We start from the raw sequence: 25,398 nt of genomic DNA, 5'->3' as shown, positions 1-25,398 counted from the left end.
ACCTTAGCCCGCGGGCCGGGCCCGACGGCCGAGCGCGGCGTGTGCGGCCAGGCCGAGCAGGTAGACCGCCGATCCGGCGACGACGAGTCCGGGCTGATGACCGCCGGGCGGGATCACCGCGGCCGCGGCCGTCACCGCAGCGATGAACGAAATCCAGAACAACGCGTCCTGCACCGTGAAGACGTGACCGCGCAGCGCGTCGTCGACGTCCAACTGCATGGCGCTGTCGGCGCACAGTTTGACCACCTGGCCGACCAGCCCGAGCAGAAATCCGCAGACCAGCATCACCGGGAGTTGCAGGCCGACCCCGGCGAGCTGAATAGCCGCCGCGAGCGCAAGCGACCCGTTGACCGTGGCGTAGCGGCCCCACCGGGCGACGGCCACCGGCATGAGGGCGGCGGCCAGGAACTGCCCGGTGCCCACGGCCGCGAAGAACACCGCAGTGGTCCCGAGCCCGGCGACGTCTGGCGCATCGGTGTGCCGGACGAGCACGAGCACCAGCAGGCTGTTGATGCCGAGCGCCATGCGGTGGGTCGCGAGGCCGGTCAGCGTCGCGGCGACCGTCGGCACCGCCATGACCGTGCGGGCGCCGTGCATCCAACCAGTGGCCACGGCATACACGACGGAGCCGTGCACGGCGCGCACGCTGTCGTCCGGACCGAGAAGGTGCGGTGAGAAGCGCCACGACAGCCACAGCGCGAGGGCGACCGGGACCGCGACGAGGAAGATGATCGACGCGGCCCCGATGTCGTCGGCCCCGAACAGCCACCGCGGCACGAGCATGAAGATGGCGCCGAGAAACGCGGCGGCGCCGCCCGTCGCGGTCGCGATCGAGTTCATGGTGACGACCTGCTCGCGGGGCACCACGTGTGGCAGTGCCGCCGACAGACCCGAGGAGACGAAGCGGGTGAACCCGTTGACGATCAACGCGGCGACCAGGATGGCCAGATCGTGGGCGCTGACCGCGAGCAGCGACGCGACGACGAGCACCATCAGCAGCCGGCCGGTGTTCGCGCCGATGAGCACCAGGCGCCGGTCCCACCGGTCCAGCAGCGCGCCTGCGAACGGGCCGAGCAGTGAGTACGGCAGGTAGAGGACGGCGAACGAACCCGCGATCGCCCACGGCGTTGCCGCGCGCTCGGTGCTGAACAGCAGCCCACCCGCGAGGCCCGCGGCGAACAGTCCGTCACCGAACTGACTGACCAGTCGCAGCTCGAGCAGCCGTTGAAATTCGGGCAGTGCGCGTACCGACCGCCACAGCTCACGGACTGACTGCCACCAGGCGATCGGCGCACGCGCGTCAGCCACAGCAATCCGTCCTGTTGGTTCTCTGTCGGGCTGATTGAAAAGCCCGACCCACAGTACAAATATCCCGGCGAGCCGCGCTTGTTCGCCACGTTGGCTGGTTGCTGATGCCATGATGGTGACGTGGCGCACTCAGAGGATCCCGAGGACTTCATCGCGCCCGCGAAACACCGGGTGCGAGCGGGCACGCTGCTGCTCGCCAACACCGATCTTCTGGAGCCGACGTTCCGGCGCAGCGTCATCTACATCGTCGAGCACAACGACGGCGGAACGCTCGGTGTGGTGCTGAACCGGCCCAGCGAAACCGCGGTATACAACGTGCTTCCGCAATGGGCGAAGCTAGCCACCAAACCGAAGACCATGTTCATCGGCGGTCCCGTCAAACGCGACGCCGCACTGTGTCTGGCGACTCTGCGGGTCGGGGTCGATCCCGCCGGCCTGCCCGGCCTGCGACATGTGCAGGGCCGCATAGCGATGGTGGATCTGGACGCCGATCCCGACGCCATCGCGCCGGTGGTCGAAGGAGTGCGGATCTTCGCCGGCTACTCGGGGTGGACCATCGGTCAGTTGGACGGCGAGATCGAACGCGACGACTGGATTGTGTTGTCCGCGTTGCCTTCTGACGTGCTGGCCGACTCCCGCAGCGACCTATGGGCCAAGGTGCTGCGCCGTCAGCCGCTGCCGACGTCGCTGCTCGCCACACACCCGATCGACATCAGCCGCAACTGACTTCAGCTACAGGACAGCGTGCACGTCGCACAGGTGCCGCCACACGCTTCGGCTTCTGAGGGGCTCTCTGTTCCTTGCGTTCCGGCGAGCACCTTCGCCGCCTGCCAACACCCGGCAGCGACGGTGCTCACGGCGCCGATGACGCAGACGACCACCACAACCAGCGCGGTGTCGGGGCGACTGGACAGCGCTACCGTGCCCGCGGCCGCGAGCATGGCTGCGGCGGCCAGCTGAGTGGGAGCGACTCCGCGCAGCACCGACTGAGCCGGATCCTCCGGCCGACGCCGGAGTAACAGCCGCACGCCCAGGCCCGTGAGCGCGGCCGCGGCACACCAGCACAGCACCGCGACGATGAACATGGGCCAAAGGATACGAGGCCGCCGTGGCTGGATTATTGGGCGTCCCCCCGGGCGCCAGGCTTCGCCCGGGGGGACAGGCCCTTATCCGGATAGCCCGTTGGTCGACTGGACCGCGGTGTTCAGCGCGCTAGGAGCCACAGTCGCGGGCTGTCCGGTTGGTGTGTGTTGGCCATGGGTCGCTTGCGGGACCTGGGGCGTGGCCTGCGGGGCGGCAGGCGCGGTGGCCGGGGGAGTGGCCCCGGGGACGTTGACCTTGAAGCCGCGCACGATCGCATCGGTGGCCTCGGCCGCGGCGACGACCTGGTCGACGCTGGTGGTCACGGCGAGCGACACCAGGTACTTGTCCGGGCCCGCGGTCGCGATGATGTGGCGCCGCGATGTGTTCAGCGTCATGTTGTTCTCGCGGTAGGTGCCCTCGATGGTCGACATCGGCATGCCGCCGACCTCGCCCATGGATCCGCCGGTGGTCCGCCATGCGGGCAGTTGCTGGGCGTCGACGAAGCCGTGGCTGATGGCCTCGCGCGGATCGAACTCGCCGATCAGCTTGTAGACCACCACCTGTGCGTTCGACGAGTACAGGCCGTTGCCGCCCACCCGGTCGGCGATCACGACGAACGCGTCGGCGACGTTCGGGTCCGGAATGTGGGCCCATCCGCGCGGCATCGGCAGCACGATGTTGAGCGCCTTGAAGTCGGCACTGTTCTGCGGCTCGAGGGTCACGCCCTTCTCGTGGAAGAAGTCGGTCAGCGTGCCCGACGTTGCCGGGGTGATCGGCACGACTGCCGGTGCGGCGACCTGCGGTGTGGAGATGCCGCCCTGTGCGGCTGCCGCCGGCGCCGTCGCTGCGGTGGCGGCTTGGGGTGCCGTGAGGGTGGTGTCGGCGGTCGTCGGGGCGGCCAGTGCGGCGTTGGGCACCGCCGGGGTGAGGGCGGTTCCGGCGGTCGCCGCGCTCTGCGACACCACCGACGGACTCGGTTGTGGAGGGAGGGGCTGCGAGGGCTGGGCCGCGGCGGGAGTGGCGGAGAGGCCGAGGACACCGACGACGGCGGCGGCCACACCGGTGGCCAGGGTCCTCGAGCGCCGGGCGGTGACGGTCATCGACGTCGGTCCTTTCCACTGGAAGTCGGCAGCCATTTGGTCAGGCGCCGACTGTATCCAGGGCGAACTCATGGTCACTAGGCCTGGAATCGACCTGGAACCAAGCCCTGACCGGCTGGTGACAGCACCGTGACCAACCTGTGGCCGGTGGGCCCCGATCGGCGGGCTTATACCCTGTTCACGTGACTGACTCGCCTGACGCCGGTACCGACGTCCCGCAGCACCGCTATACCGCGGCGCTTGCGGGGCAGATCGAGCGCGCCTGGCAGCAGCGCTGGGCCGACTCGGGGACGTTTTACGTGCCGAACCCGGTGGGCTCGTTGGCGGCGCCCGACGGAGGCCCGGTGCCCGTCGACAAGATGTTCGTGCTGGACATGTTCCCGTACCCGTCGGGGGAGGGCTTGCACGTCGGCCATCCGCTCGGCTACATCGCCACCGACGTCTACGCGCGCTACTACCGGATGACCGGACGCAATGTGTTGCACGCGTTGGGCTTCGACGCCTTCGGTCTGCCCGCCGAGCAGTACGCGATCCAGACCGGCACGCATCCGCGGATCCGGACCGAGGCGAATATCGTCAACTTCCGCAGGCAGCTGGGCCGGCTCGGATTCGGCCATGATGCGCGGCGCAGCTTCGCCACCACCGACGTCGACTTCTACAAGTGGACGCAGTGGATCTTCCTGCAGATCTACAACGCGTGGTTCGACCCGGCGGCCAACAAGGCCAGGCCGATCTCCGAGCTGATCGCCGAATTCGACTCCGGCAGCAGGACACTCGACGACGGCAGGCGATGGGCCGACCTGTCGGCAGACGAGCGCGCTGACGTCATCGACTCTTACCGCCTCGTGTACCGGGCTGACTCGATGGTCAACTGGTGTCCAGGCCTGGGCACCGTGCTGGCCAACGAGGAGGTCACCTCCGAAGGCCGCAGCGAACGTGGCAACTTCCCGGTGTTCCGGAAGCGGTTGCGGCAGTGGATGATGCGCATCACCGCGTATGCCGACCGGCTGCTGGACGATCTCGAGGTGCTGGATTGGCCGGAGAAGGTCAAGACCATGCAGCGCAACTGGATCGGCCGCTCGACGGGCGCGTCGGTCCTTTTCGGCACCGACGCCGGCGATATCGAAGTCTTCACCACCAGGCCCGATACGTTATTCGGCGCAACGTACATGGTGCTGGCGCCCGAGCATGAACTGGTCGACGCGCTGGTCGCCGACCAATGGCCGGCCGACGTCGACGCGCGCTGGACTTTCGGTGCGGCGACCCCCGCGGAGGCCGTCGCCGCCTACCGCGCCTCCGTCGCGGCCAAGTCCGATCTGGAGCGTCAGGAGAACAAGTCCAAGACCGGCGTCTTCCTCGGCGCGTATGCGACGAATCCCGCCAACGGTCAACGGATTCCGGTGTTCATCGCGGACTACGTGCTGCTGGGCTACGGCACCGGGGCCATCATGGCGGTGCCTGCGCACGATCAGCGCGACTGGGAGTTCGCCCACGAGTTCGGGCTGCCGATCGTCGAAGTGATTGCGGGCGGCGATGTTTCGGCCGAGGCGTATCCCGGCGACGGTGAGCTGGTCAACTCGGACTACCTCAACGGCCTGTCCGTCGCATCGGCGAAGGAGGCGATCACCAATCGGTTGATCGCCGACGGCCGTGGGCAGGCCCGCGTCGAGTACAAGCTGCGGGACTGGTTGTTCGCGCGGCAACGGTACTGGGGCGAGCCGTTCCCAATCGTCTACGACGCCAGCGGCCGCGCGCACCCGTTGCCCGAGTCGGCGCTTCCCGTTGAGCTGCCTGATATTCCGGACTATGAGCCGGCGAAACTCGATCCCGACGACGCCGACAGCGAGCCGTCGCCGCCGCTGGGCAAGGCCACCGACTGGGTCCATGTCGAACTGGATCTCGGTGACGGCCTCAAGCCCTACACCCGCGATACCAACGTGATGCCGCAGTGGGCGGGCAGCTCCTGGTACGAGTTGCGCTACGCCGACCCATACAACAAAGAAGAGCTGTGCGCCAAGGAGAACGAGGCGTACTGGATGGGTCCGCGGCCGGCCGAGCACGGGCCGAACGACCCCGGTGGCGTCGACCTGTACGTCGGCGGTGTCGAGCACGCCGTGCTGCACCTGCTGTACGCGCGGTTCTGGCACAAGGTGCTATACGACCTCGGCCACGTCAGCTCGAAGGAGCCGTTCCGCCGACTGGTGAACCAGGGCTACATCCAGGCGTTCGCGTACACCGATTCCCGCGGCGCGTACGTGCCCGCCGCGGAAGTCGTTGAGCGCGACGCCAAATTCTTCTGGACCGGACCCGACGGTGAGATCGAGGTGTCGCAGGAGTTCGGCAAGATCGGCAAGAGCCTGAAGAACTCGGTGTCCCCCGACGAGATCTGCGACAACTACGGCGCGGACACGCTGCGGGTGTACGAGATGTCGATGGGTCCGCTGGATGCGTCGCGGCCGTGGGCGACCAAGGACGTCGTCGGCGCGTATCGCTTCCTGCAGCGGGTGTGGCGACTCGTGGTCGACGAGCAGACCGGCGCCGAACGCGTCGCCGAACACGAGGCCTTGGACGAGGACACCCTGCGGCTGCTGCACCGCACGATCGCGGGTGTCACCGACGACTACGCGAACCTGCGCAACAACACCGCGGCGGCCAAGCTGATCGAGTACACCAACCACCTGACGAAGAACGGGGTCACGGCGCGGGCGGCGTTGGAGCCGCTGGTGTTGATGGTCGCGCCGCTGGCGCCGCATCTGGCCGAGGAGCTGTGGCGGCGACTTGGCCACGAGTCGTCGCTGGCGCACGGGCCGTTCCCGGTGGCCGACCCGCAGTATCTCGTCGAGGACACTGTCGAGTTGCCGGTGCAGGTCAACGGCAAGGTGCGCGGGCGCATCACCGTGGCCGCCGACGCCGATGCCGACGCGTTGGAGGCCGCGGCGCTGGCCGACGCCAAGGTGCAGGAGTTTCTGAACGGCGCCACGCCGAAGAAGGTGATCGTGGTGGCGGGCCGATTGGTCAACATCGTCGCCTGATTCCCGCGATTTGTGTGCGTTCGAGAGCGCTCACCGCTCCTAAACGCACACAAATCACCGGGGGCGGACGATGATTTCGTGGATATGGGCGTCGCGGGGGGCGTTGACCGCGTCGGCGATGACCTTGGCGACGGTCTCCGGGCTGAGGAATTTCTCGGGCGTGTACTCGCGGCCCTCATAGGCGATCAGGCTCTCCTGCATCTCGGTGGCGATCCTGCCCGGATGCACCGACGTCACGCGTAGCGACGGCTCATCGTTGCGAAGGGAGTCCGCGAACCCGCGCAGCGCGAACTTGCTCGCGGTGTACGACGCCAGGCCGGGCGAGGCGTTGATCCCCGCGCCGGAGTTCACGAAGACGACGTGGCCGCCGACGGCGCGCAACGCTGGTAGCAGCGGCAGCGTAAGCGCTACGGGGCCAATGACATTCACGGCCAGGGTGGCGCGCCACTCGTCGACCGTCGATTCGGGGACGGTCGCGGGATACGCCACACCCGCGTTGTGGATCAGCACGTCGAGTTCGTCGATCGGCTCGACGACCGCCTCGATGGCGTCGGGATCGCCGAAATCCATCGGCCAGGTGGTGGCGCCGAACTGCTCGGCGACCGCATCGAGCTCGGCCGACGGCCGCCCCGCAAGGAACAGAGTGTGGGTCGGTGCCAGCGCCGCCGCGATGGCTGCTCCGAGGCCGCGAGAGGCCCCGGTGATCATCGCCGTCGGCATGTCGTCACCCTACCGACCTGCAACCCGAGCCGACCCGTCGCATCATTGAGGCGATGGCCCACGATTCCAGCTTCGCCCCGACGCAGCTCTCCGCCCGCGCTGCGTACCTCCTGCGCGGCAACGACCTGGGCACCATGACCACCGCGGCACCGCTGCTGTACCCGCATATGTGGAGCTGGGACGCCGCGTTCGTCGCGATCGGCCTGGCGCCGCTGAGCGTCGAACGCGCCGTCGTCGAGCTCGACACCCTGCTGTCGGCGCAATGGGCCAACGGCATGATTCCGCACATCGTCTTCGCCAACGGCGTCGACGGCTACTTCCCCGGTCCGGCCCGGTGGGCGACGTCGGCGCTGGCCGCCAACGCCCCGCGCAACCGGCACACGTCCGGGATCACCCAGCCGCCGGTGCACGCTATTGCGGTGCAGCGCATCCTCGACCACGCGCGCCGCCGCGGACGGTCGACGCGTGCTGTCGCCGAGGCGTTCCTCGACCGTCGGTGGGGCGATCTGGTCCGCTGGCACCGCTGGCTCGCCGAGGCCCGCGACCCGCGCGAGCGCGGCCGGGTCACGCTGTACCACGGCTGGGAGTCCGGTATGGACAACTCGCCGCGCTGGGACAGCGCATACGCCAACGTCGTGCCGGGCCGGCTTCCGGAATACCAGCGCGAGGACAACGCCATCGTCACCGACGCCAGCCAGCGCCCGTCGGACCTCGAATACGACCGCTACCTGTGGCTGCTCGAGGAGATGAAATCGGCCCGCTACGACGACGAACTGCTGCCCAAGGTGATGAGCTTCGCCGTCGAGGATGTCTTCGTCTCCGCGATCCTCTCCGTCGCCTGTGACGTCCTCGCCGAGATCGGCGAGGACTACAAGCGGCCACGGGCCGACGTGCGGGACCTGTACAGCTGGGCTGAACGCTTCCGCGCGGGCGTCGTCGAGACCACCGACGAACGCAACGGTGCCGCAAGGGATTACGACGTACGTGCGGAGAAGTGGGTGGCCACCGAGACCGTGGCGCAGTTCGCACCGTTGCTCTGCGGCGGGCTGCCCCACGACAAGGAACGCGCCCTGCTGCGCCTGCTGGAGGGGCCGCGGTTCTGCGGACATCCGGACCTGAGGTTCGCACTCATCCCCACCACGTCGCCGGTGTCGCGCGACTTCCGCCCGCGTGAGTACTGGCGCGGTCCGGTGTGGCCCGTGACCACCTGGCTGTTCTCGTGGTGTTTTGCCCGTCGCGGCTGGGCCGAACGCTCGTCGATTCTGCGACTCGAAGGTCTGCGGCAGGTCAGCGACGGAACCTTCGCCGAATACTACGAACCCTTCACCGGCGAACCGTTGGGCAGCATGCAGCAGTCATGGACCGCGGCGGCGGTGCTGGACTGGTTGGGCTGAGGACACCTGCTATTCGGCGAGGCGCTCGAGCGGGCCAAGCGCCTTGCTCAGCGTTTCGAGATCGTCGGGTTCGAGCTTCTTGAGCAGCGTGGCCAGAAACGCGCGCCGATTCGCGAGCGCTTCCTGGTGCTGAGCCAGGCCCTCAGGGGTGATGTCGACGAGCACGGCGCGCAGGTCGGAGGGATCGCGGGAGCGTTTGACCAGCCCCAGTTTCTCCAGCCGGCGGATGGCCACCGTCGTCGTAGGCGTACGCACACGTTCGTGGGCGGCCAGTTCGGTCATCCGGATCGGACCCTGCTCCAGCAGGGTCAGCAGAATCGACAGCTGAGCGAGCGTGAGATCGCCGGCGGCGGCGTCCCGGCTCGGGTCGCTGCGGCGGAGCACAGAGAACACCCGGGAGAGCACACGCTGCAGCTCTCCGGCCAGCTCAGCGACCTGCGGTTCGGTCTCCACCATAATTTCGGCAGTCTAACCTGTCTGAGCATGCCAAGTTGTGTGACGAGCTCGTAAACCTTCAGAGTACTTGCGAAAGGAAACGCTTCAAGCGGTCGGTCTCGGCCGCCTCGAAGATCTGCTCGGGTGCTCCGGTTTCGACGACCTTGCCGTGATCCATGAAGACGACCGCGTCGGCGGTCTCCCGGGCGAAGCCCATTTCGTGGGTGACGACGACCATCGTCATCCCGTCGGCACCGAGGTCGGCGATCAGCGCGAGGATGCCTTTCACGAGTTCGGGGTCCAGCGCGGAGGTGGCCTCGTCGAAGAACATCACCTGCGGCGCCATCGCCAGGGCCCGCGCGATCGCCACCCGCTGCTGCTGACCACCCGATAACGTCGTCGGGCGCACGTCGGCCTTATGCCGGAGCCCGACCCGGTCCAGTTGTGCCAACCCGAGCTCGCGCGCCTCGTCGGCACCCAACCGCCGGAGCCGTCGTGGCGCCAGCGTCACGTTGTCCAGCACGCTGCGGTGCGGGAAGAGGTTGAAGTGTTGGAACACCATCCCGATGCGCTGCCGCAACTTGTCCGGATTGTCGGCAAGCACCGAGCGCCCGTCGAGCAGAATGTCGCCGCTGTCGGGCTCGTACAACCGGTTCAGCGTCCGCAACAACGTCGACTTCCCCGACCCCGACGGCCCGATCACCGCCGCTGTGGTGCCCGCGGGCACGTCCAGATCCACCCCGTTCAACACCGAGTTGGGTCCGAACGACAGGTGAATACCCGTGGCGCTCAACGAGACCGGTTCGACTGCGGTGGTCATCAGATCATCTCCTGAGAAGTCGACAGCTCGAGCGGATCCTCCTGGCCCGGTGGGCGTCCGCGGCGCAGCCGGTTGTCGATGTAGTTGACCAGATGCGTCAGCGGCACGGTCAGTACGAGGTAGAGCAAGCCCGCCGCGACGAGCGGCGACAGGTTGCCGGTCTGTGCGTTGAGGTCACGGCCGACCTGGAACAGCTCACGTTGGTTGGCCACCAACCCGAGGAAGTACACCAGCGACGAGGCCTTCAACAGCGAGATGAACTGGTTCATCAACGCGGGCAACACACGCCGCACACCCTGCGGTACCACCACCAGCTGCATCGATGTCGTGTACGAAAAGCCGAGTGCGCGTGAGGCTTCCAGCTGTCCTGGATCGACGCTCTGGATGCCCGACCGGAAGATCTCGCCCACGTAGGCGGCCGCCATCAGCCCGAGTGCCGCGATGCCGAGCGGGTAGGGGTTGTTGCCTGTCAGCCCGCCGACGACTGGACCGATGCCGAGCCCGATCAGCAGGATGATCACGACTTCGGGAAGGCCGCGGAAGATGTCGGTGTAGACGCGCGCAGGCCAGCGCAGCCACCGGTGCCGCGAGATGCCCGCGACCGCCAGCGCCATCCCGAGAACCAACCCGATCACCGCCGCGCTGGCGGTGAGCAGCAGCGTGTTTGGCAGGCCGGTCTTGAGTAGATCGGGGATCGCCTGCTTGTAGAGATCCCAGTTGAGGAACGCGTCCTTGAGATACGACAGCGTCGACTTGGGCGCGGCCGCGGCAGGCGTCTCGCCCTGGTGCTCGGCGGCGATCGCGTCGAAGTCGGGCAGCTGCGGCAGCGGCGCGGCCTTCGACCCCGGTTTCCATCCCGGCGGCAACGCGCGGGGCACCCACTCGGTGTACAGCCGCGCCCAGGTGCCGTCGGCGATGATCGCGTCGAGGCCGGAGTTCAGCGCGTCGATCAGCGGCTGGTTCTCCTTCGCGACCGCCCACGCCACGAAATTGTCCAAGCTGAAGGTGTTTTCGATGATCTGCGCGGGATCGCCGGGCTGTACGGTGCCCGACGCCTGCTGCGACGGCGCCACCCATGCGTCGATCTGGCGGGTCTTGAGGCTGGCGTAGACGGTGTTGTAGTCGGGGAACTTCACCGGTTGCAAATGCAGCGTGTCGATCACATACGACTCCTGCACGGTGCCCTGGACGACGCCGATGCGCTGGCCGGGCGCGAGGTCGCCGAAACCTTTGATGGGGGATCCCGTCGGGACCACGAGCGAGAAGTAGCCGAAGTCGTAGCCGTTGGTGAACCCGACCGTTTTGCGACGGGCGTCGGTGGTGGTGATCGACGACGACCCGACGTCGAAGCGCCGCGACGCCACCTGCGCCAGCAGACCCGAGAACTCGGTGCCGACGAAGTTGATCCGCAGCCCGAGCCGCTCGGCAATCGCGCGCAGCAGTTCGTTGTCGAAACCGGTGAACTGTCCCGCGGTGTTGATGCAGATGCTCGGCGGAGCGTCGGACAGCGTGCCGACGGTCAGCGTCCCCGGTGTGATGAGCCCGAGCGCATTGATGTCGATGCTGTCGAGCGGTTTGACCGTCGCCGTCGTGTACTTGTCGGCGCCGGGCCCGGTCGCCGCCTTGGCCAGGTTGGTCGGCAGGGCGCTGGCGCTCCCGATGCCGGGTGGCGCGCACTGGTCGACCTGGGCGGCCGCGGGCGACGCCAGTCCCATTCCGCCGATCACGGCGACGATCAGCGCGACGACGAACGCTCTACAGAGGCGGGGGAGCGAGATCATTCAAGCAAGGTAACCACCGACGGCGTTCTCCCACCGATTTAGCCTCAATCAGAATGCAGCGGCGGTGAGTCCTGGGGCGGAAGCACGCCGCGCCGCACCAGTTCGCCCAGCAGGATGCGGGACATAAATGCGGCGCGCATGGCGCAGGCGTTCCTGGCGCCGTCGGGGTCGCGGCGACGAATGGCGTCGAGCTCGAGTTCGTAGTGGGACAGCATCTCCTCGTAGCTGTGGAGGTAGGTGACCCAGAAGTCACGCGGGTTGAAGGCGTGTGAGGACGCGATCACCGCTTTCAGCCGCGGTCCGCAATACGTGTCGTTGATGAGGGCGCGGAAATCCCATGCGGCGTCCTGGAAAGCGCGTGCCTCGCGATTGCTTTGCATGAAGGCGAGTATCGACTCGAGCTCGCTGAGGACCCGCGCCTCCGGGTCGGTCGCGGCGCGCGCGGACGCGATGCCCATGAGCATTCCGTATATCTCGAGGTGTTCACGCACGACGGCCTCGTCGAACGTCTCGACGTACGCGCCGCGGTGGTACCGCGTCGACAGGATCCCGTCATGTTCCAACTGGACGACGGCCTCCTGGATCGGGACCCGAGAGACACCGAGTTCCTGGGCGATCTCATTGCGGTCCACCCGATCTCCGGAGCGGAGCTTGCCGGTCAGCACGAGATTGACCACGTGCGAAACCACGAGGTCTTTTTCTTTGATTCCGTACTTTTTGGGCATGCGAGGCTCAGCTTCTCACGCCACCGGCCTGCGCCGGACCTGTTATGCGAGCTTTCAGTACTTGCCGGTATGGCGGTCACGCCACCGGACCAACGCCTGGGCCTGGGTGAGATCGTAATCCGGCCCGTTGACGCCCACGGTGAGCAGGGTGACGCCCAGCCCGGCGAGCGCGTCGGCCTCCTTGAGAAGCGCTTCCTCGTCGGCCCCCGCGACACCGGCAGAGCGCTCGATCTCGGCGGGATCGCGCCCGACCTCGGCGCAGTGGCTGTCGAGGATCTCGGCCTTGCGCGGGTATGCGGCGCTGTCGGTGAAGCTGTGCCAGATGTCGCCGTATTGGGCGACCAAGCGCAGCGTCTTCTTCTCGCCTCCGCCGCCGATCAGAATCGGGATGTCGCGTGTCGGCGCGGGATTGAGCTTGGCCAGCCGCGAGTTGATGCGGGGCAGCGCCTCCGCGAGGTCGTCGAGCCGGCTGCCGACCGTGCCGAACTCGTAGCCGTATTCGTCGTAGTCCTTCTGCTTCCAGCCGGACCCGATGCCGAGGATCAGCCGGCCGTCGCTGATGTGGTCGACGGTGCGGGCCATATCCGCGAGCAGTTCGGGGTTGCGGTACGAGTTGCACGTGACCAACGCGCCGATCTCCAGTCGGGTCGTCTGCTCGGCCCAGGCGCCGAGCATCGTCCAGCATTCGTAGTGCGCGCCGTCGGGGTCGCCGTAGAGCGGGAAGAAGTGATCCCAGTTGAAGGCGACGTCGACGCCGATGTCTTCAGCGCGACGCACCGCGTCGCGGATGTGGCTGTATTGCGGGGAGTGCTGGGGCTGCAGTTGTACGCCGATGCGAATTGGGACGCTCACGGTCTATATGTAACCCGGATCACGTCCCGATATTCCCTTGGGCCCTCAATCGGTTGTAACGGTGTGGCGCGGAATCGGGAGAATTCCCGCCACCCGGTTACATGCGGTGGGATTACCCGGCCAGCACCCCGCGCAGGATCTCGATGAGTTTGACCGGCTGATCGCTCTGCACGGAGTGCCCGGAGTCCTCGACGATGTGCACGGTCTGGAATCCTGGTGCGTTGCGGGCGAATTCGGCGGCGTCGTCGTCGTTGACGAAGAACGACTTCGCGCCGCGCACCAACGTCGTCGGCGTGGTGAGGTTGGGGACGTCGTCCCACAGACCCTCGAAGCCGTCGCCCTTCCGGAACGAGTCGTACCGCCATGTCCAGGTGCCGTCCTCGAGACGCTTGGCGTTGTGAAAGACACCGCGCCGCAACGACTCTCGATCACGATGCGGCGCGGCCGCGACGGTGACCTCGAGCATCGCGTCGAAGCTCGGGAACGTCCGTTCACCCTGCACCAGCGCCACCGTGCCCATCTGCGCCTTGGTCATCTCGGTGTGACGTTCGGGCGCCGACGGGGTCACGTCGACGAGCACCAACTTGCGGACCAGCTCCGGCGCCGTCACCGCCAACCTCAGCGCCGTGAGCCCACCCAGCGACATCCCGACAACCAGTTCGGCGTCCGGGGCGAATGTGCGCACGACGGGTTCGATCGCGACGGCGTTGAGCTTGGGCCCGTAGTCCCCGTCCTCGCGCCACGCCGACCGGCCGTGCCCGGGCAGGTCAATCGCCAGCGCCGGTTCACCGAGGCCGACGATCACGGTGTCCCAGGTGTGCGCGTTCTGTCCGCCACCGTGCAGGAACACCACCCGCGGTGTCGCGTCGCCGAACTTCAGCGCGCTGATCGCCGCGGTGTCGATCCGCTCGACGGCCGGTAGCGGACCCGTCGCACCCGCCTGAAGCGCGTTCTCCTTGAGGAAGGTGAATTCGGAAAGCGAGGCCAGTTCGTCATCAGCGCTGATGTCGGTCATGAGGCGACCCTAACTGACGGCGGTTTGTGTGCGTTTAGGTACGCTCACCGCTCCCGAACGCACACAAACCGCAGGTAAGAATCAGCCCTCGATGAAATCCTCGAGCCGGGCGCGCGCGATATCGTCCGGCAGCTGCTTCGGGGGGCTCTTCATCAGGTAGGCCGACGCCGCCTCGACGGGGCCGCCGATGCCGCGGTCCTTGGCGATCTTCGCCGCGCGCACCGCGTCGATGATCACGCCAGCCGAGTTCGGCGAGTCCCACACCTCGAGCTTGTACTCCAGATTCAACGGCACGTCACCGAACGCCCGGCCCTCCAGCCGCACGTAGGCCCACTTGCGGTCGTCGAGCCAGCCGACGTGATCGGACGGGCCGATGTGCACGTCCTTGGTCTTGAATTCGCGCTGCAGATTCGACGTGACCGCCTGCGTCTTGGAGATCTTCTTCGACTCGAGGCGCTCGCGCTCGAGCATGTTGAGGAAGTCCATGTTGCCGCCGACGTTCAGCTGCATCGTGCGGTCGAGCTGCACGCCGCGGTCCTCGAACAGCTTGGCCATCACGCGGTGCGTGATCGTCGCGCCGACCTGGCTCTTGATGTCGTCGCCCACGATCGGCACGCCGGCGTCCTCGAACTTCTTCGCCCACACCGGGTCGGAGGCGATGAAGACGGGCAGCGCGTTGACGAATGCCACGTTCGCGTCGATCGCGCACTGCGCGTAGAACTTGTCGGCCTCTTCCGAGCCGACGGGCAGGTAGGACACCAGCACGTCGACCTCGTTGTCCTTGAGCACCTTGACCACGTCGACCGGATCGGAGTCCGATACCTCGATGGTGTCGGCGTAGTACTTGCCGATGCCGTCGAGCGTCGGGCCGCGCTGCACGACGACGTTGGTCGGCGGCACGTCGGCAATTTTGATGGTGTTGTTCTCCGACGCGAAGATCGCCTCGGAGAGGTCGAAGCCGACCTTCTTGGCGTCGACGTCGAAGGCGGCGACGAACTTGACGTCGCGCACGTGGTACGGGCCGAGCCGCACATGCATCAGGCCGGGGACTGTCGCATTCTCGTCGGCGTCCTTGTAGTACTGCACACCCTGCACGAGTGAGGACGCGCAGTTCCCCACGCCGACGATTGCGACGCGCACGTCATTGTTTGCACTCATTTGACGTCTATCTCCCTCTCCTGACTAACCCGGTAGTGCTTACGGCTGTTCAGCCCGTTGTTGCGCGGACCGTTCCGCCGCTATCAATTCGTTGAGCCATTTCACTTCGCGCTCGCTGGACTCCAACCCGAGCTGATGAAGCTGCCGGGTATAGCGATCGATCGAGCTGCTGGCCCGTGCGATCGCTTCGCGTAGGCCCTCGCGGCGCTCCTCCACCTGACGACGGCGCCCCTCCAAGATCCGCATCCGCGCCTCGGCCGGTGTGCGATTGAAGAAGGCGAGGTGAACGCCGAATCCGTCGTCGGAGAAGTTCTGCGGCCCGGTGTCGGCGACCAGTTCGGTGAAGCGCTGGATGCCCGCGTCGGTGAGCCGGTAGACGCGTCGCGCACGGCGCATCTTCGGCACCCCCTCCGGTGCGGCGTCCTCGACGATCAGGCCGTCGGCCTGCATGCGCCGCAGTGCCGGGTACAGCGAGCCGTAGGAGAACGCTCGAAAGGCGCCCAGCAGGCCGGTCAGACGTTTGCGCAGCTCGTAGCCATGCATGGGCGATTCGAGTAGAAGGCCCAGGATGGCGAGCTCCAACATCGAGCCACCTCCTTTGCTTGGCTGGTGCTGCGGTCCAACACCTCTGGCAATAGTATCGCGCCGATATATTCGCCGCTACCAAAGGGCCGCGCAACCCCACGCCGGGGAGGACGTCAGTCGACGTAGTTGATCTGCTTGGTGGTGCCGTCGCCGTTGAGCTCGATGTAGCCGCTGCCGAAGTCGGTGGAGACATAGATGGTGACGTCGAGCGCGCCGGGTGGCGCGGTCTCATCGCTGCTCGGCTCGAAGATGAGGTAGGTGCTCGTGACGTCGGCCGGCTTGGCGCCAAGCGTCTCGGGAGCGCCGCGGAACACGGCGACGATCTCTTTGGCATCGAACTTGCTCAGGTCGACCATGCGGTCGCCGTCACTCTTGGCCGACGACGACGGGTCACCCCAGCCGCCGCGGTAGGTGTAGCTGAGCTTGCGCCGCTCGTCGTTGGGGTCGGGCCGATCCAGCGACGCGTACTCCGGATACACCACCAGCCGGTAGCCCTCGGTGTCGCCGAACTTCTGCTTCATCTGCTCGATGAGACCGTTCAACCCACCGAGCGACTGCAGCTGTTTGGGTGCGGTGAGCACCCTCGCCGGAATCCCGTCGCTCTTGGCGCCCGGATCGGAGGTGAAGTCCACCGGGGAGGTCGTGTTGCCGTACAGGCCCCAGCCGATCGCGATGCCGAGCACCACCAGCACGCCGGCCACGGCGAGGCGGATGCCCCATCCACCGCCGGCTCCGGACAGCGTGGGCCGTCGCTTGAGGTCGGGCAGTTGTACCGGCGCATTGGAGGTCTGCAGGTCCGAGATCAGCGATTGCAGATCGCCCAGGGTTTCGGCTTGGGTGGCCAGGGCTACTCGGGTGCGGTGCTCCTCCATCGACAGCTGCCCGTCGGCCAGCGCACTGTCGAGAATCTGGCACGTGTCGTTGCGGTCGGTGTCTCTCGCCCGCGTTCCTGCCGTCTGCCGGTTCGCCACGACGATGATCGTAAATGTCTGCCGCGCTGGTCACCGTGTCTAGGGAGACGACGTCGGTGGCGTCGCGCCTCCACTGTCCGGAGGCCGACGTACTCTGGTCTCCGTGCGGTTGCAGCGACAGGTGGTGGACTACGCGCTTCGGCGACGGTCCCTGCTGGCGGAGGTCTACTCGGGACGCACGGGCGTCTCGGAGGTCTGCGATGCCAACCCCTACCTGCTGCGCGCCGCGAAGTTCCACGGGAAGCCCAGTTCGGTGACGTGCCCGATCTGCCGCAAGGAGCAGCTCACCCTGGTGTCGTGGGTGTTCGGCGACCACCTGGGCGCCGTATCCGGATCGGCGCGCACCGCCGAGGAGTTGGTCCTGCTGGCAACCCGCTACGACGAGTTTTCGGTACACGTGGTGGAGGTATGCCGAACCTGCAGCTGGAATCACCTGGTCAAGTCGTACGTGCTTGGGGCCGTGCCGCCACCGAAGGGGTCGCGGACGCCGAGGCGTACTCAGACCGCGCGCAGTCGTGCGCGCACGGCCAGTGAATAGCGAAGGGCGCCACGACCGGTCAGCCAATGATGCCCGCGTCGGGCAGATGGCTGATGGTGTGAGCGATCCCGAACCCAGACACTCCCAGGACGCCGGACGCGCCCGCCAGCAGATGGGCGTGCCCGCGGCGCCGCGTACCCGCAGCCTGCCGCCCGACGACAGGCACACGACCATCCTGCCGCCGGTGCGTGGTGCCGCGCCGCCGCAGTATCGCGATCCCATCGACGCGGTGAAGGCGGCACTCGACGGCACTCCGGCGCCGAAGCAGGCGCCTCCCCCTCCCCCGCCGCCGCGTCGCCCGCCGGGCGGTGGCGGACCACCGGAACGCCCGGGCAGGCCGCCGGGGCAGGGCCCGCAGATCAATTGGAAGTGGGTCCGGCGCGGGCTCGTCGCGGCGGTGGTCGCGATGATCGTGCTGCCGATCATCACCTTCGCGATGGCGTACATGATCGTCGACGTGCCGAAGCCGGGCGACATCCGCACCAACCAGGTGTCGACGATCCTGGCCAGCGACGGCAGCGAGCTGGCGAAAATCGTTCCGCCGGAAGGCAACCGGGTCGACGTCAACATCGACCAGATACCGGTGCAGGTGCGCAACGCGGTGATGGCGGCCGAGGACCGGGACTTCTACAGCAATCCGGGTTTCTCGTTCACTGGCTTCATCCGGGCCATCAAGAACAACCTGTTCGGCGGTGATCTGCAGGGCGGGTCGACGATCACTCAGCAGTACGTGAAGAACGCGTTGGTGGGCTCCGAGCGCTCGGGCGTCGGCGGACTGATCCGAAAGGCCAAGGAGCTGGTCATCTCGACGAAGATGGCCGGCCAGTGGTCCAAAGACCAAGTGCTGCAGTCGTATCTGAACATCATCTACTTCGGGCGCGGCTCCTATGGCATCGCTGCTGCGTCGAAGGCGTATTTCGACAAGCCCGTCGAACAGCTCAACGTCGCCGAGGGCGCGCTGCTGGCCGCGCTCATCCAGCAGCCGTCGGGGCTGGACCCGGCCGTCAACCCCGAGGGTGCGGAGCGGCGCTGGAACTGGGTGCTCGACGGCATGGTGGAGATCGGCGCGCTGTCGCCGAGCGAACGTGCGGAGCAGGTTTTCCCGCAGACGGTGCCGCCCGAACTGGCCAGCTCACAAAACCAGACGACGGGCCCCAACGGCCTGATCGAGCGGCAGGTGCAGAAGGAACTGCTCGAGCTCTTCGACATCGACGAGCAGACGCTGAACACCGAGGGGCTGCAGATCACCACGACGATCAACCCCAAGGCGCAGAAGGCCGCCGAAGAAGCCGCGGCCGAGTACCTCGAGGGCCAAGATCCCGACATGCGCACCGCGATTGTGTCGATCAACCCAAAGACCGGCGGGGTCGAGGCGTATTACGGCGGCACGGACGCCAACGGATTCGACTTCGCTCAGGCCGGGCTGCCGACCGGATCGTCGTTCAAGGTGTTCGCGTTGATCGCGGCGCTGGAGCAGGGCATGGGCCTGGGCACGCAGGTGGACAGTTCACCGGTGCAGCTGAACGGCATCACCATCAATAACGTCGAGGGCGCCGGCTGCGGTACCTGCAACATTGCCGAGGCGCTGAAGCGCTCGCTCAACACCAGCTATTACCGGCTGATGCTCAAGCTGAAGAACGGACCCGAGGACGTGGCCAAGGCCGCGCATGGGGCGGGCATCGCCGAGAGCTTCCCCGGCGTGGAACACACACTGTCCGAGGATGGTGAGGGCGGGCCGCCTAACAACGGAATCGTGTTGGGCCAGTATCAGACCCGCGTCATCGACATGGCGTCGGCGTACGCGACCATCGCGGCGTCGGGCGTCTACCACAAGCCGCACTTCGTGCAGAAGGTCGTCAACTCGCAGGGCGAGGTGCTGTTCGACGCGTCGCAGCAGGACGACCAGGGCGAGCAGCGCATCGACAAGAAGGTCGCCGACAACGTCATCGCCGCCATGCAGCCCATCGCCGCGTACTCCAACGGGCACGCGCTGGCCGGCGGGCGGCCGTCCGGGGCGAAGACGGGGACCAATCAGCTCGGCGACACCGGCGCCAACCGTGACGCGTGGATGGTCGGCTTCACGCCGTCGTTGTCGACCGCGGTCTGGGTCGGCACCACCGACGGCACGAAACCACTTGAGAACAAGTGGGGTTCGCCGGTCTACGGCTCGGGCCTGCCGTCGGACATCTGGAAAGCGACGATGGACGGCGCGCTCGAGGACACCGAGATCGAGTCGTTCCCCAAGCCCGAGGAGGTCGGCGGGTATGCGGGTGTGCCCCAAGCCCCGCCGCCACCCCCGTCGACCACGACGGACGTGCCGCCACCGCCGTCGACCACCGTGATCCAGCCGACCATCGAGCTGGCGCCCGGAGTCACGATCCCGTGGGGCCCGCCGACGACGGTGCCCGTCGCCCCGCCGCCGGTGCCTGGTGCACCCGCGCCGGGTCCGCCGCCCGAGCCCGTCGCGCCCGGTGCTCCACCGCCGCCTCCGTGAGCGACGCCGAGGAGCGCGAAGCAGGCGAGCCTGACACGGTCTCGCCGACGACGCTTGCGCGCGACACCCGGAGCCTCGACAACCGCGACTTCCCCAGCCGCACCGACACCATCGGCGCCGCGCTGTCGGGTGTCATCGGCGGGCCGGTCGGGAAGCACGCGCTGATCGGTAGACAGCGGTTCTTCACCCCGCTGCGGGCGATGCTGCTGATCGCGCTGGTGTTCCTCGCGCTCGGGTACTCGACCAAGGCGGCGTGTCTGCAGACCGTCGGCACGGGGCCGCCGGATCAGCGGGTCGCCAACTGGGAGAACCAGCGGGCCTACTACGAGTTCTGCTACTCCGACACGGTTCCGCTGTTCACCGCCGAACTGCTGAATCTCGGGAAGTTCCCGTACAAGTCGAGCTGGATCGAGAAGGACTCCGAGGGCAAGCCGCGCATTCAGTTCGACGGCAACATCGCGGTGCGGTACATGGAGTATCCGGTGCTGACGGGGCTCTACCAGTACTCGTCGATGGCCCTGGCCAAGTCGTACACCGCATTACAGAAGCTGGTGTCGTTGCCGATCATCGCCGAGGTGGTGATGTTCTTCAACATCGCCGCGTTCGGTCTGGCGCTGGCATGGTTGGCGACGGTGTGGGCCACCTCCTTGCTGGCCGGCCAGCGCCGGGTCTGGGATGCCGCCCTGGTGGCGGCGTCGCCGATCGTGATCTTCCAGATCTTCACCAACTTCGACGCGCTCGCAACGGCTTTCGCGACCGGCGCGCTGTTGGCATGGGCCCGACGGAAACCGGTGCTGGCGGGTGTGCTCATCGGTATCGGGGTGGCGGCCAAGCTGTATCCGCTGCTGCTGCTGGCCCCGCTGCTGGTGTTGGCGGTGCGCACCGGCAAGGTGCGCGAAGTGGGCAAGACGGCGCTCGCCGCGGTCGTGGCGTGGCTGCTGGTGAACCTGCCGATCATGGTGTTGTTCCCGCGTGGGTGGTCGGAGTTCTTCCGGCTCAACACCCGTCGCGGTGACGACATGGACTCGATCTACAACGTGATCAAGTCGTTCACCGGCTGGCGGGGCTTCGATCCCGATCTGGGATTCTGGGAGCCGCCGACGGTACTCAACAGCGTGACCGCGGTGCTGTTCGTATCATGTTGTATCGCAATCGCTTACATCGCGTTGACGGCCAAGCAGCGGCCGCGGGTGGCGCAGATCGCGTTCCTTGTCGTCGCGGCGTTCCTGCTGACGAACAAGGTGTGGAGTCCGCAGTTCTCGCTGTGGCTGGTGCCGCTGGCGGTGCTTGCGCTTCCGCACCGGCGGATCCTGCTGGCGTGGATGACCATCGACGCGCTGGTGTGGATCCCGCGCATGCTGTACCTCTACGGCGAGCAGAACAAGGGACTGCCCGAGCAGCCCTTCACCGTCATGGTGCTGCTGCGCGACATCGCGGTGGTCGGCTTGTGTGCGTTGGTGATTCACCAGATCTACCGCCCCGAGAAGGATCTGGTCCGGTGCCGGGGTGAGGTCGACGACCCGGCGGGCGGAGTCTTCGACGGTGCGCCCGACGCCCCGCCGCGGTGGCTGCCCGACTGGCTGCGCCCGGACAAGGACCGGACCCGTATCAGCGCCCCGCCGGAAGAGCGCGAGTTGGTGAGCCAGTCCCAGTGATTTGTGTGCGTTTAGGAGCGCTGAGCGCTCGCGATTGCACACAAATCGCCGGGATGGCAAACACCGCGATGCGCATAGACACCGGTGACAAGGCATATCGACAACGTCACGTGACGGTGGCCGAGGCTCGCGGATGTTGCCCATGGGGCGGGTGTGAAGCCGCACCGGCCGTACCCGCGCCAATTCGAATGCGCGCTTAGCTGAGCAGCTGGACAAGCTGCTGGACAAGCAGCTATCGACGCATGCGTCAATAGCTGGGACAGGCGAATGACCTGGTCCGGCCAGCGGAAAAATTGGTGACGCCGGTGGTGTCGAGACGCTGATAGGGTCGACCGAGCCGAGGGGAAGGCAGAGGGGGGACCACCAGCATGCGCATGCGTTCTGGCAAAGAACGGCAGGTCGGTGAGCAACGACAATCGTCGGCGAGTTCGTCGACGTGAGCTTGCGAGAGTCCGGTGACTTGCGCGTCACGACGACGCATCTGAACGAGCTGAGCTCTCGGCAGGCAAGTGCCGCCGACGAACTCAGGTCCGCGACTCTTGCGGTCGAAGGCGTCGACACCGCGGTGCGTAACACCCACGGGGGCATCGCGTCGGCGACCGCCGATGCCCTCAGCGACGCGATGGCCGCGCGACGAAGCGCCGCAACCGCGATGGCCGTGGCCTCAGACGAACTGGGCCGCGGATTGGCGCACGCGGCCGACCTCTACGACGACACGGATGACGCAATGGGCCACACGCTGGATGGACAGGTGCGGCTGGCATGACCATCAGCACGACGCATACAGTGCGACCCGACGAAACGCATATCGATGACGTCGTCGGCGTCGAGGTCACGATCGACGGGATGCTCGTCATCGCAGATCGCCTGGGCCAGTCGGAGTTTCCGACCACACTCGGCATTCGCCTCAACATTCCCCAGCCGGAGTTGCGCGACCTCGTCTGGGAGCAGGTGGCGCGGGATCTGACAGCGCAGGGCGTTTTGGATGTGTTCGGTCAGCCCCATCCTGAGGTTGCCGCGATGGTCGACACCCTCAGCCGCCCCGACCGGACTCTTGAGGGCCGCTGGTGGCGTCGCGATGTGGGCGGCAAGATGATCCGCTTCGTCGTATGCCGCAAGGCGAACCGGCATGTGGTCGCCGCGCGCGACGGCGACATGCTGGTGCTGCAACGAGTCGCCCCGCAGGTCGGGCTGGCAGGCATGGTGTACACCGTTCTGGGCACCAACACCCCTGCCGATGTCGAACCACTGACAGGAGTCGCCAACGAGTTAGGGGAATGTCGCGACGCAGAGCGGCTGCTGAAGTACGGCATCGCACCGACCTCCGCGCGTGCCTACGCTGACATCATCGCCGACCCAGCGAGCTGGGTCGAGATCACCGCTGTCGAACGGCATTCCGGTGGCACGTTCACGCAAGCCGATGTCGCGGCCGGGGTGCTCGACTCCCGGCACGGCCGCATCGTGTCGATACCACGCCGCGTGAACGGCGAGCTGTACGGCAGCTTTCTGCCTGGCAGTCCAGAGAACCTGAAGCGCGCGCTCGACGGCTTGATCGGCTTCCTCCCCTCGGGCTCGTGGTTCGACGAGAAAGTCGCGTCTCAGTGAGGAAATACGACACAGCGACTGATGACCTGACTGCTCTCGACTTCTCCCCTCCCGGTGCGAACACGGATGACGAAGCGCCTGTGCCTGTATTCACCGTGACCAATCCTCCTGGCACCGTGGCGGTTACGGTCCTCCTGGACGGCCGGGTCAAACGGATCGAGTTGGGGTCTGGAGTCACCGACTTGACGGAGCAGGAACTCGCCGACGAGATCGTCGTCATCGCAGGCCTTGCCACTCAAGAGGCGAAGTCGGCGCAATATACGTTCATGCTCGACGGCATGCGGGAGCAGGGTCACGACGACGCGGCCACCCGCGACTTCCTCACTCGTGACCTGGACCTGCCGACACCGGAACAGGTCCGAACAGCGCGCGCACACGTCTTCGCGACACGGTATTCGGGCGATCATGTCTGATCACCTCACCAGCCTTTTTGGAAGTGCGGTCGGGATGCTGCCCAGCTCCGCCGCGCGGTCGTACGAGATCTTCTCCGAGATCACGTCCATGGACGAAACCGCCTGTGACGCATGGGTGGGACGAATCCGCTGTGGTGACACCGACCGGGTCACGCTGTTTCGCGCGTGGTATTCGCGGTCGAATTTCGGGCAGCTCGCCAGCGCTGCAGAGATCTCGATGAACAGCATCAGCGCCAGGGTTCCGATCGGCGGCCAGTTCGGCGACATCACCTACCCCATCAACTCACCGCTGGCTATCACGATGGGCTTCGCCGTGCACGAGGCCGCGGTCGGCAACTTCACCGACGCCATGGAGGCACTCGACGATGTGTCTGCCACCGGCGCAGAGCATTTGGTGGCATGGGTTAAGGCGGTCATCTACGGGGCGGCAGAGCGCTGGACCGACGTCATGGATGAGGTCAAGGGTGCCGCCGGGTGGCCCGACAACTTCTTGGCCGCAGCGGCGGGCGTCGCGCATGGTGTGGCGGCCGCCAACCTGGGGCTGTTCACGGAGGCCGAACGCCGGTTGACCGAGTCGAACTCGTCGCCTGCCGGTGAGGCATGCGCGCCCGCCATCGCGTGGCACCTCGCGATGACACGTCGCGGACAGGGCAACGAGGAAGCGGCCGTGGCGCTCCTGGAATGGTTACAGGCCACCCACCCAGCGCCCAAAGTCGCCGCGGCACTTAAAGATCCCACCTATCGGATTGCGACCACCACCGCCGAGAAGATCGCCTCCCGCAGAGATCCATGGGATGTCACCAGTGTGGAGGCCGACAATTCGGGCCGCGAGCGGTTGCTTGCCGCGGCGCAGGCGGAACTGGACCGCCAGATCGGCCTGACCCGGGTCAAGGAGCAGATCGAGGCCTACCGAGCGGCCACGCAGATTGCGAAGGTCCGCGCGGCGCGTGGCATGAAGGTCGCGCAGACGTCCAAACACATGATCTTCGCCGGTCCGCCCGGTACCGGTAAGACGACGATCGCGCGCATAGTGGCCAACATCCTCACTGGGCTCGGTGTGATCAGCGAGCCCAGGTTGATCGAGTCGTCACGTAAGGATTTCGTCGCCGAGTACGAAGGTCAGTCGGCTGTGAAGACCAGTCGGACCATCGACCGTGCCGTCGGCGGCGTGCTGTTCATCGACGAGGCGTACACCCTGGTGCAGGAGCGTGACGGCCGTGCGGACCCGTTCGGCACCGAGGCGCTGGACACGCTGCTCGCCCGCATGGAGAACGATCGCGACCGCCTCGTCGTGATCATCGCCGGCTACAGCTCCGACATCGACCGGCTGCTCGAATCCAACGACGGCCTGCGCTCGCGCTTCGCTACCAGGATCGAATTCGATTCGTATCTGCCCGATGAGATCGTTGATATCGCGAAAGTGATTGCACAGAGCAATGATTCGGCCCTCGATGACGATGCCGTCAAGCGAGTGCTCGAGGCGGCGACCCTGTTGAGCGAGCGGGCGCTGAACGGCAAGCCCGCTTTGGACATCGCGGGCAATGGCCGGTACGCCCGCCAACTGGTGGAGGCCGGCGAGCAGAACCGGGACATGCGGCTGGCCAGGTCGGCGGATTTTGACAGCCTCGACGTCGAGCAGCTGAGCGAGATCAACGGCGATGACATGGCCAAGGCCATCACCGCCGTACACAACCGGCTGAGCATCGGCGAGTAG

General features: G+C 66.8%; 23 protein-coding genes. 10 read left to right on the top strand and 13 right to left on the bottom strand.

Features of this window, described 5'->3' with window-relative positions:
• Nucleotides 1–3 precede the first annotated feature (3 nt).
• Entirely contained in the window at nucleotides 4–1,308 is a 1,305-nt protein-coding gene (locus G6N43_RS02060) for an MFS transporter (protein ID WP_083151653.1), read from the bottom strand.
• Between the two features lie 120 nt (nucleotides 1,309–1,428).
• Here G6N43_RS02060 and G6N43_RS02055 point away from each other — a divergent pair, with 120 nt between their 5' ends.
• Nucleotides 1,429–2,034 carry a YqgE/AlgH family protein gene (locus G6N43_RS02055; protein ID WP_083151655.1) on the top strand — a complete coding sequence of 202 codons (606 nt, stop codon included), beginning with the start codon at nucleotides 1,429–1,431 and terminating at the stop codon, nucleotides 2,032–2,034.
• A gap of 2 nt (nucleotides 2,035–2,036) precedes the next feature.
• Here G6N43_RS02055 and G6N43_RS02050 read toward each other — a convergent pair whose 3' ends face one another.
• Both G6N43_RS02050 and G6N43_RS02045 read right to left on the bottom strand, forming a co-directional pair.
• On the bottom strand, nucleotides 2,037–2,393 hold the full coding sequence (locus G6N43_RS02050; RefSeq protein ID WP_083151657.1) for a hypothetical protein: 357 nt from the start codon (nucleotides 2,391–2,393) through the stop codon (nucleotides 2,037–2,039).
• A gap of 81 nt (nucleotides 2,394–2,474) precedes the next feature.
• Nucleotides 2,475–3,491, bottom strand: coding sequence for an LpqN/LpqT family lipoprotein (locus G6N43_RS02045; protein WP_083152009.1), 1,017 nt, complete (start codon nucleotides 3,489–3,491; stop codon nucleotides 2,475–2,477).
• 182 nt (nucleotides 3,492–3,673) lie between these two features.
• Here G6N43_RS02045 and leuS point away from each other — a divergent pair, with 182 nt between their 5' ends.
• Complete coding sequence (leuS, locus tag G6N43_RS02040) at nucleotides 3,674–6,523, top strand: leucine--tRNA ligase (RefSeq protein ID WP_083151659.1); 2,850 nt, start codon at nucleotides 3,674–3,676, stop codon at nucleotides 6,521–6,523.
• A 54-nt stretch (nucleotides 6,524–6,577) separates the two neighbouring features.
• On the opposite strand, the gene G6N43_RS02035 is transcribed toward leuS, so the two are convergent.
• Entirely contained in the window at nucleotides 6,578–7,243 is a 666-nt protein-coding gene (locus G6N43_RS02035) for an SDR family oxidoreductase (RefSeq protein WP_083151661.1), read from the bottom strand.
• 53 nt (nucleotides 7,244–7,296) lie between these two features.
• On the opposite strand from G6N43_RS02035, the gene ggh reads away from it, so the two are divergent.
• Nucleotides 7,297–8,637 carry a glucosylglycerate hydrolase gene (gene ggh / locus G6N43_RS02030; RefSeq protein WP_083151663.1) on the top strand — a complete coding sequence of 447 codons (1,341 nt, stop codon included), beginning with the start codon at nucleotides 7,297–7,299 and terminating at the stop codon, nucleotides 8,635–8,637.
• Between the two features lie 9 nt (nucleotides 8,638–8,646).
• Here the strand turns inward: ggh and G6N43_RS02025 are convergent, their stop codons facing one another.
• The 9 genes from G6N43_RS02025 to G6N43_RS01985 form a co-directional block, all read right to left on the bottom strand.
• Nucleotides 8,647–9,093 carry a MarR family winged helix-turn-helix transcriptional regulator gene (locus G6N43_RS02025; protein WP_083151666.1) on the bottom strand — a complete coding sequence of 149 codons (447 nt, stop codon included), beginning with the start codon at nucleotides 9,091–9,093 and terminating at the stop codon, nucleotides 8,647–8,649.
• A gap of 58 nt (nucleotides 9,094–9,151) precedes the next feature.
• Nucleotides 9,152–9,892, bottom strand: coding sequence for an amino acid ABC transporter ATP-binding protein (locus tag G6N43_RS02020; protein ID WP_083151668.1), 741 nt, complete (start codon nucleotides 9,890–9,892; stop codon nucleotides 9,152–9,154).
• Entirely contained in the window at nucleotides 9,892–11,673 is a 1,782-nt protein-coding gene (locus G6N43_RS02015) for an ABC transporter substrate-binding protein/permease (RefSeq protein ID WP_083151671.1), read from the bottom strand. Before G6N43_RS02015 ends, G6N43_RS02020 begins: the two co-directional genes overlap by 1 nt.
• Before the next feature lie 44 nt (nucleotides 11,674–11,717).
• A complete protein-coding gene (locus G6N43_RS02010; protein ID WP_083151673.1) occupies nucleotides 11,718–12,398 on the bottom strand; it encodes a GntR family transcriptional regulator in 681 nt (226 codons plus the stop codon).
• 54 nt (nucleotides 12,399–12,452) lie between these two features.
• Nucleotides 12,453–13,250, bottom strand: coding sequence for an LLM class F420-dependent oxidoreductase (locus G6N43_RS02005; protein WP_083151676.1), 798 nt, complete (start codon nucleotides 13,248–13,250; stop codon nucleotides 12,453–12,455).
• A 112-nt stretch (nucleotides 13,251–13,362) separates the two neighbouring features.
• Nucleotides 13,363–14,265 carry an Rv0045c family esterase gene (locus G6N43_RS02000; RefSeq protein ID WP_083151679.1) on the bottom strand — a complete coding sequence of 301 codons (903 nt, stop codon included), beginning with the start codon at nucleotides 14,263–14,265 and terminating at the stop codon, nucleotides 13,363–13,365.
• A gap of 81 nt (nucleotides 14,266–14,346) precedes the next feature.
• Nucleotides 14,347–15,423, bottom strand: a complete 1,077-nt coding sequence (locus G6N43_RS01995; RefSeq protein WP_083151682.1) for an inositol-3-phosphate synthase — start codon at nucleotides 15,421–15,423, stop codon at nucleotides 14,347–14,349.
• Nucleotides 15,424–15,462: 39 nt separating this feature from the next.
• The gene (locus G6N43_RS01990) at nucleotides 15,463–16,008 is read right to left on the bottom strand and encodes a PadR family transcriptional regulator (RefSeq protein WP_083151685.1); all 546 of its coding nucleotides are present in this window, start codon (nucleotides 16,006–16,008) and stop codon (nucleotides 15,463–15,465) included.
• A 113-nt stretch (nucleotides 16,009–16,121) separates the two neighbouring features.
• A complete protein-coding gene (locus G6N43_RS01985; RefSeq protein WP_083151688.1) occupies nucleotides 16,122–16,979 on the bottom strand; it encodes a DUF1707 SHOCT-like domain-containing protein in 858 nt (285 codons plus the stop codon).
• Nucleotides 16,980–17,082: 103 nt separating this feature from the next.
• Between G6N43_RS01985 and G6N43_RS01980 the strand changes: the two genes are divergently transcribed.
• From G6N43_RS01980 to eccA, 7 genes are all read left to right on the top strand, one after another.
• Nucleotides 17,083–17,517 carry a DUF5318 domain-containing protein gene (locus tag G6N43_RS01980; protein WP_083151691.1) on the top strand — a complete coding sequence of 145 codons (435 nt, stop codon included), beginning with the start codon at nucleotides 17,083–17,085 and terminating at the stop codon, nucleotides 17,515–17,517.
• Nucleotides 17,510–20,011 (top strand): transglycosylase domain-containing protein, encoded by a 2,502-nt coding sequence (locus G6N43_RS01975; protein WP_163657930.1) that lies wholly within the window; start codon nucleotides 17,510–17,512, stop codon nucleotides 20,009–20,011. The genes G6N43_RS01980 and G6N43_RS01975 overlap by 8 nt, the downstream gene beginning before the upstream one ends.
• Complete coding sequence (locus G6N43_RS01970) at nucleotides 20,008–21,666, top strand: glycosyltransferase family 87 protein (protein WP_083152012.1); 1,659 nt, start codon at nucleotides 20,008–20,010, stop codon at nucleotides 21,664–21,666. Before G6N43_RS01975 ends, G6N43_RS01970 begins: the two co-directional genes overlap by 4 nt.
• A gap of 436 nt (nucleotides 21,667–22,102) precedes the next feature.
• Nucleotides 22,103–22,432 carry a type VII secretion target gene (locus tag G6N43_RS01965; RefSeq protein WP_110810381.1) on the top strand — a complete coding sequence of 110 codons (330 nt, stop codon included), beginning with the start codon at nucleotides 22,103–22,105 and terminating at the stop codon, nucleotides 22,430–22,432.
• Nucleotides 22,429–23,271 carry an ESX secretion-associated protein EspG gene (locus tag G6N43_RS01960; RefSeq protein ID WP_083151694.1) on the top strand — a complete coding sequence of 281 codons (843 nt, stop codon included), beginning with the start codon at nucleotides 22,429–22,431 and terminating at the stop codon, nucleotides 23,269–23,271. Before G6N43_RS01965 ends, G6N43_RS01960 begins: the two co-directional genes overlap by 4 nt.
• A gap of 26 nt (nucleotides 23,272–23,297) precedes the next feature.
• Nucleotides 23,298–23,684, top strand: a complete 387-nt coding sequence (locus G6N43_RS01955; protein WP_234810101.1) for a YbaB/EbfC family DNA-binding protein — start codon at nucleotides 23,298–23,300, stop codon at nucleotides 23,682–23,684.
• A complete protein-coding gene (gene eccA, locus G6N43_RS01950) occupies nucleotides 23,677–25,398 on the top strand; it encodes a type VII secretion AAA-ATPase EccA (RefSeq protein ID WP_083151699.1) in 1,722 nt (573 codons plus the stop codon). Before G6N43_RS01955 ends, eccA begins: the two co-directional genes overlap by 8 nt.

The organism is Mycolicibacterium moriokaense (assembly GCF_010726085.1).
Taxonomy (GTDB): domain Bacteria; phylum Actinomycetota; class Actinomycetes; order Mycobacteriales; family Mycobacteriaceae; genus Mycobacterium; species Mycobacterium moriokaense.
Note: the sequence above shows the minus strand (reverse complement) of the source record. Positions and strands in the feature narration are given on the sequence as shown.

Bases quoted from the DNA above. Each gene is read 5' to 3' on its own strand.
- G6N43_RS02010 (WP_083151673.1), bottom strand. From the start codon at position 12,398: ATGCCCAAAAAGTACGGAATCAAAGAAAAAGACCTCGTGGTTTCGCAC.
- G6N43_RS02000 (WP_083151679.1), bottom strand. From the start codon at position 14,265: ATGACCGACATCAGCGCTGATGACGAACTGGCCTCGCTTTCCGAATTC.
- eccA (WP_083151699.1), top strand. From the start codon at position 23,677: ATGTCTGATCACCTCACCAGCCTTTTTGGAAGTGCGGTCGGGATGCTG.
- G6N43_RS02050 (WP_083151657.1), bottom strand. From the start codon at position 2,393: ATGTTCATCGTCGCGGTGCTGTGCTGGTGTGCCGCGGCCGCGCTCACG.
- G6N43_RS02045 (WP_083152009.1), bottom strand. From the start codon at position 3,491: ATGACCGTCACCGCCCGGCGCTCGAGGACCCTGGCCACCGGTGTGGCC.
- ggh (WP_083151663.1), top strand. From the start codon at position 7,297: ATGGCCCACGATTCCAGCTTCGCCCCGACGCAGCTCTCCGCCCGCGCT.
- G6N43_RS02035 (WP_083151661.1), bottom strand. From the start codon at position 7,243: ATGCCGACGGCGATGATCACCGGGGCCTCTCGCGGCCTCGGAGCAGCC.
- G6N43_RS02025 (WP_083151666.1), bottom strand. From the start codon at position 9,093: ATGGTGGAGACCGAACCGCAGGTCGCTGAGCTGGCCGGAGAGCTGCAG.
- G6N43_RS01990 (WP_083151685.1), bottom strand. From the start codon at position 16,008: ATGTTGGAGCTCGCCATCCTGGGCCTTCTACTCGAATCGCCCATGCAT.
- G6N43_RS01960 (WP_083151694.1), top strand. From the start codon at position 22,429: ATGACCATCAGCACGACGCATACAGTGCGACCCGACGAAACGCATATC.
- G6N43_RS02015 (WP_083151671.1), bottom strand. From the start codon at position 11,673: ATGATCTCGCTCCCCCGCCTCTGTAGAGCGTTCGTCGTCGCGCTGATC.
- G6N43_RS02020 (WP_083151668.1), bottom strand. From the start codon at position 9,892: ATGACCACCGCAGTCGAACCGGTCTCGTTGAGCGCCACGGGTATTCAC.
- G6N43_RS01995 (WP_083151682.1), bottom strand. From the start codon at position 15,423: ATGAGTGCAAACAATGACGTGCGCGTCGCAATCGTCGGCGTGGGGAAC.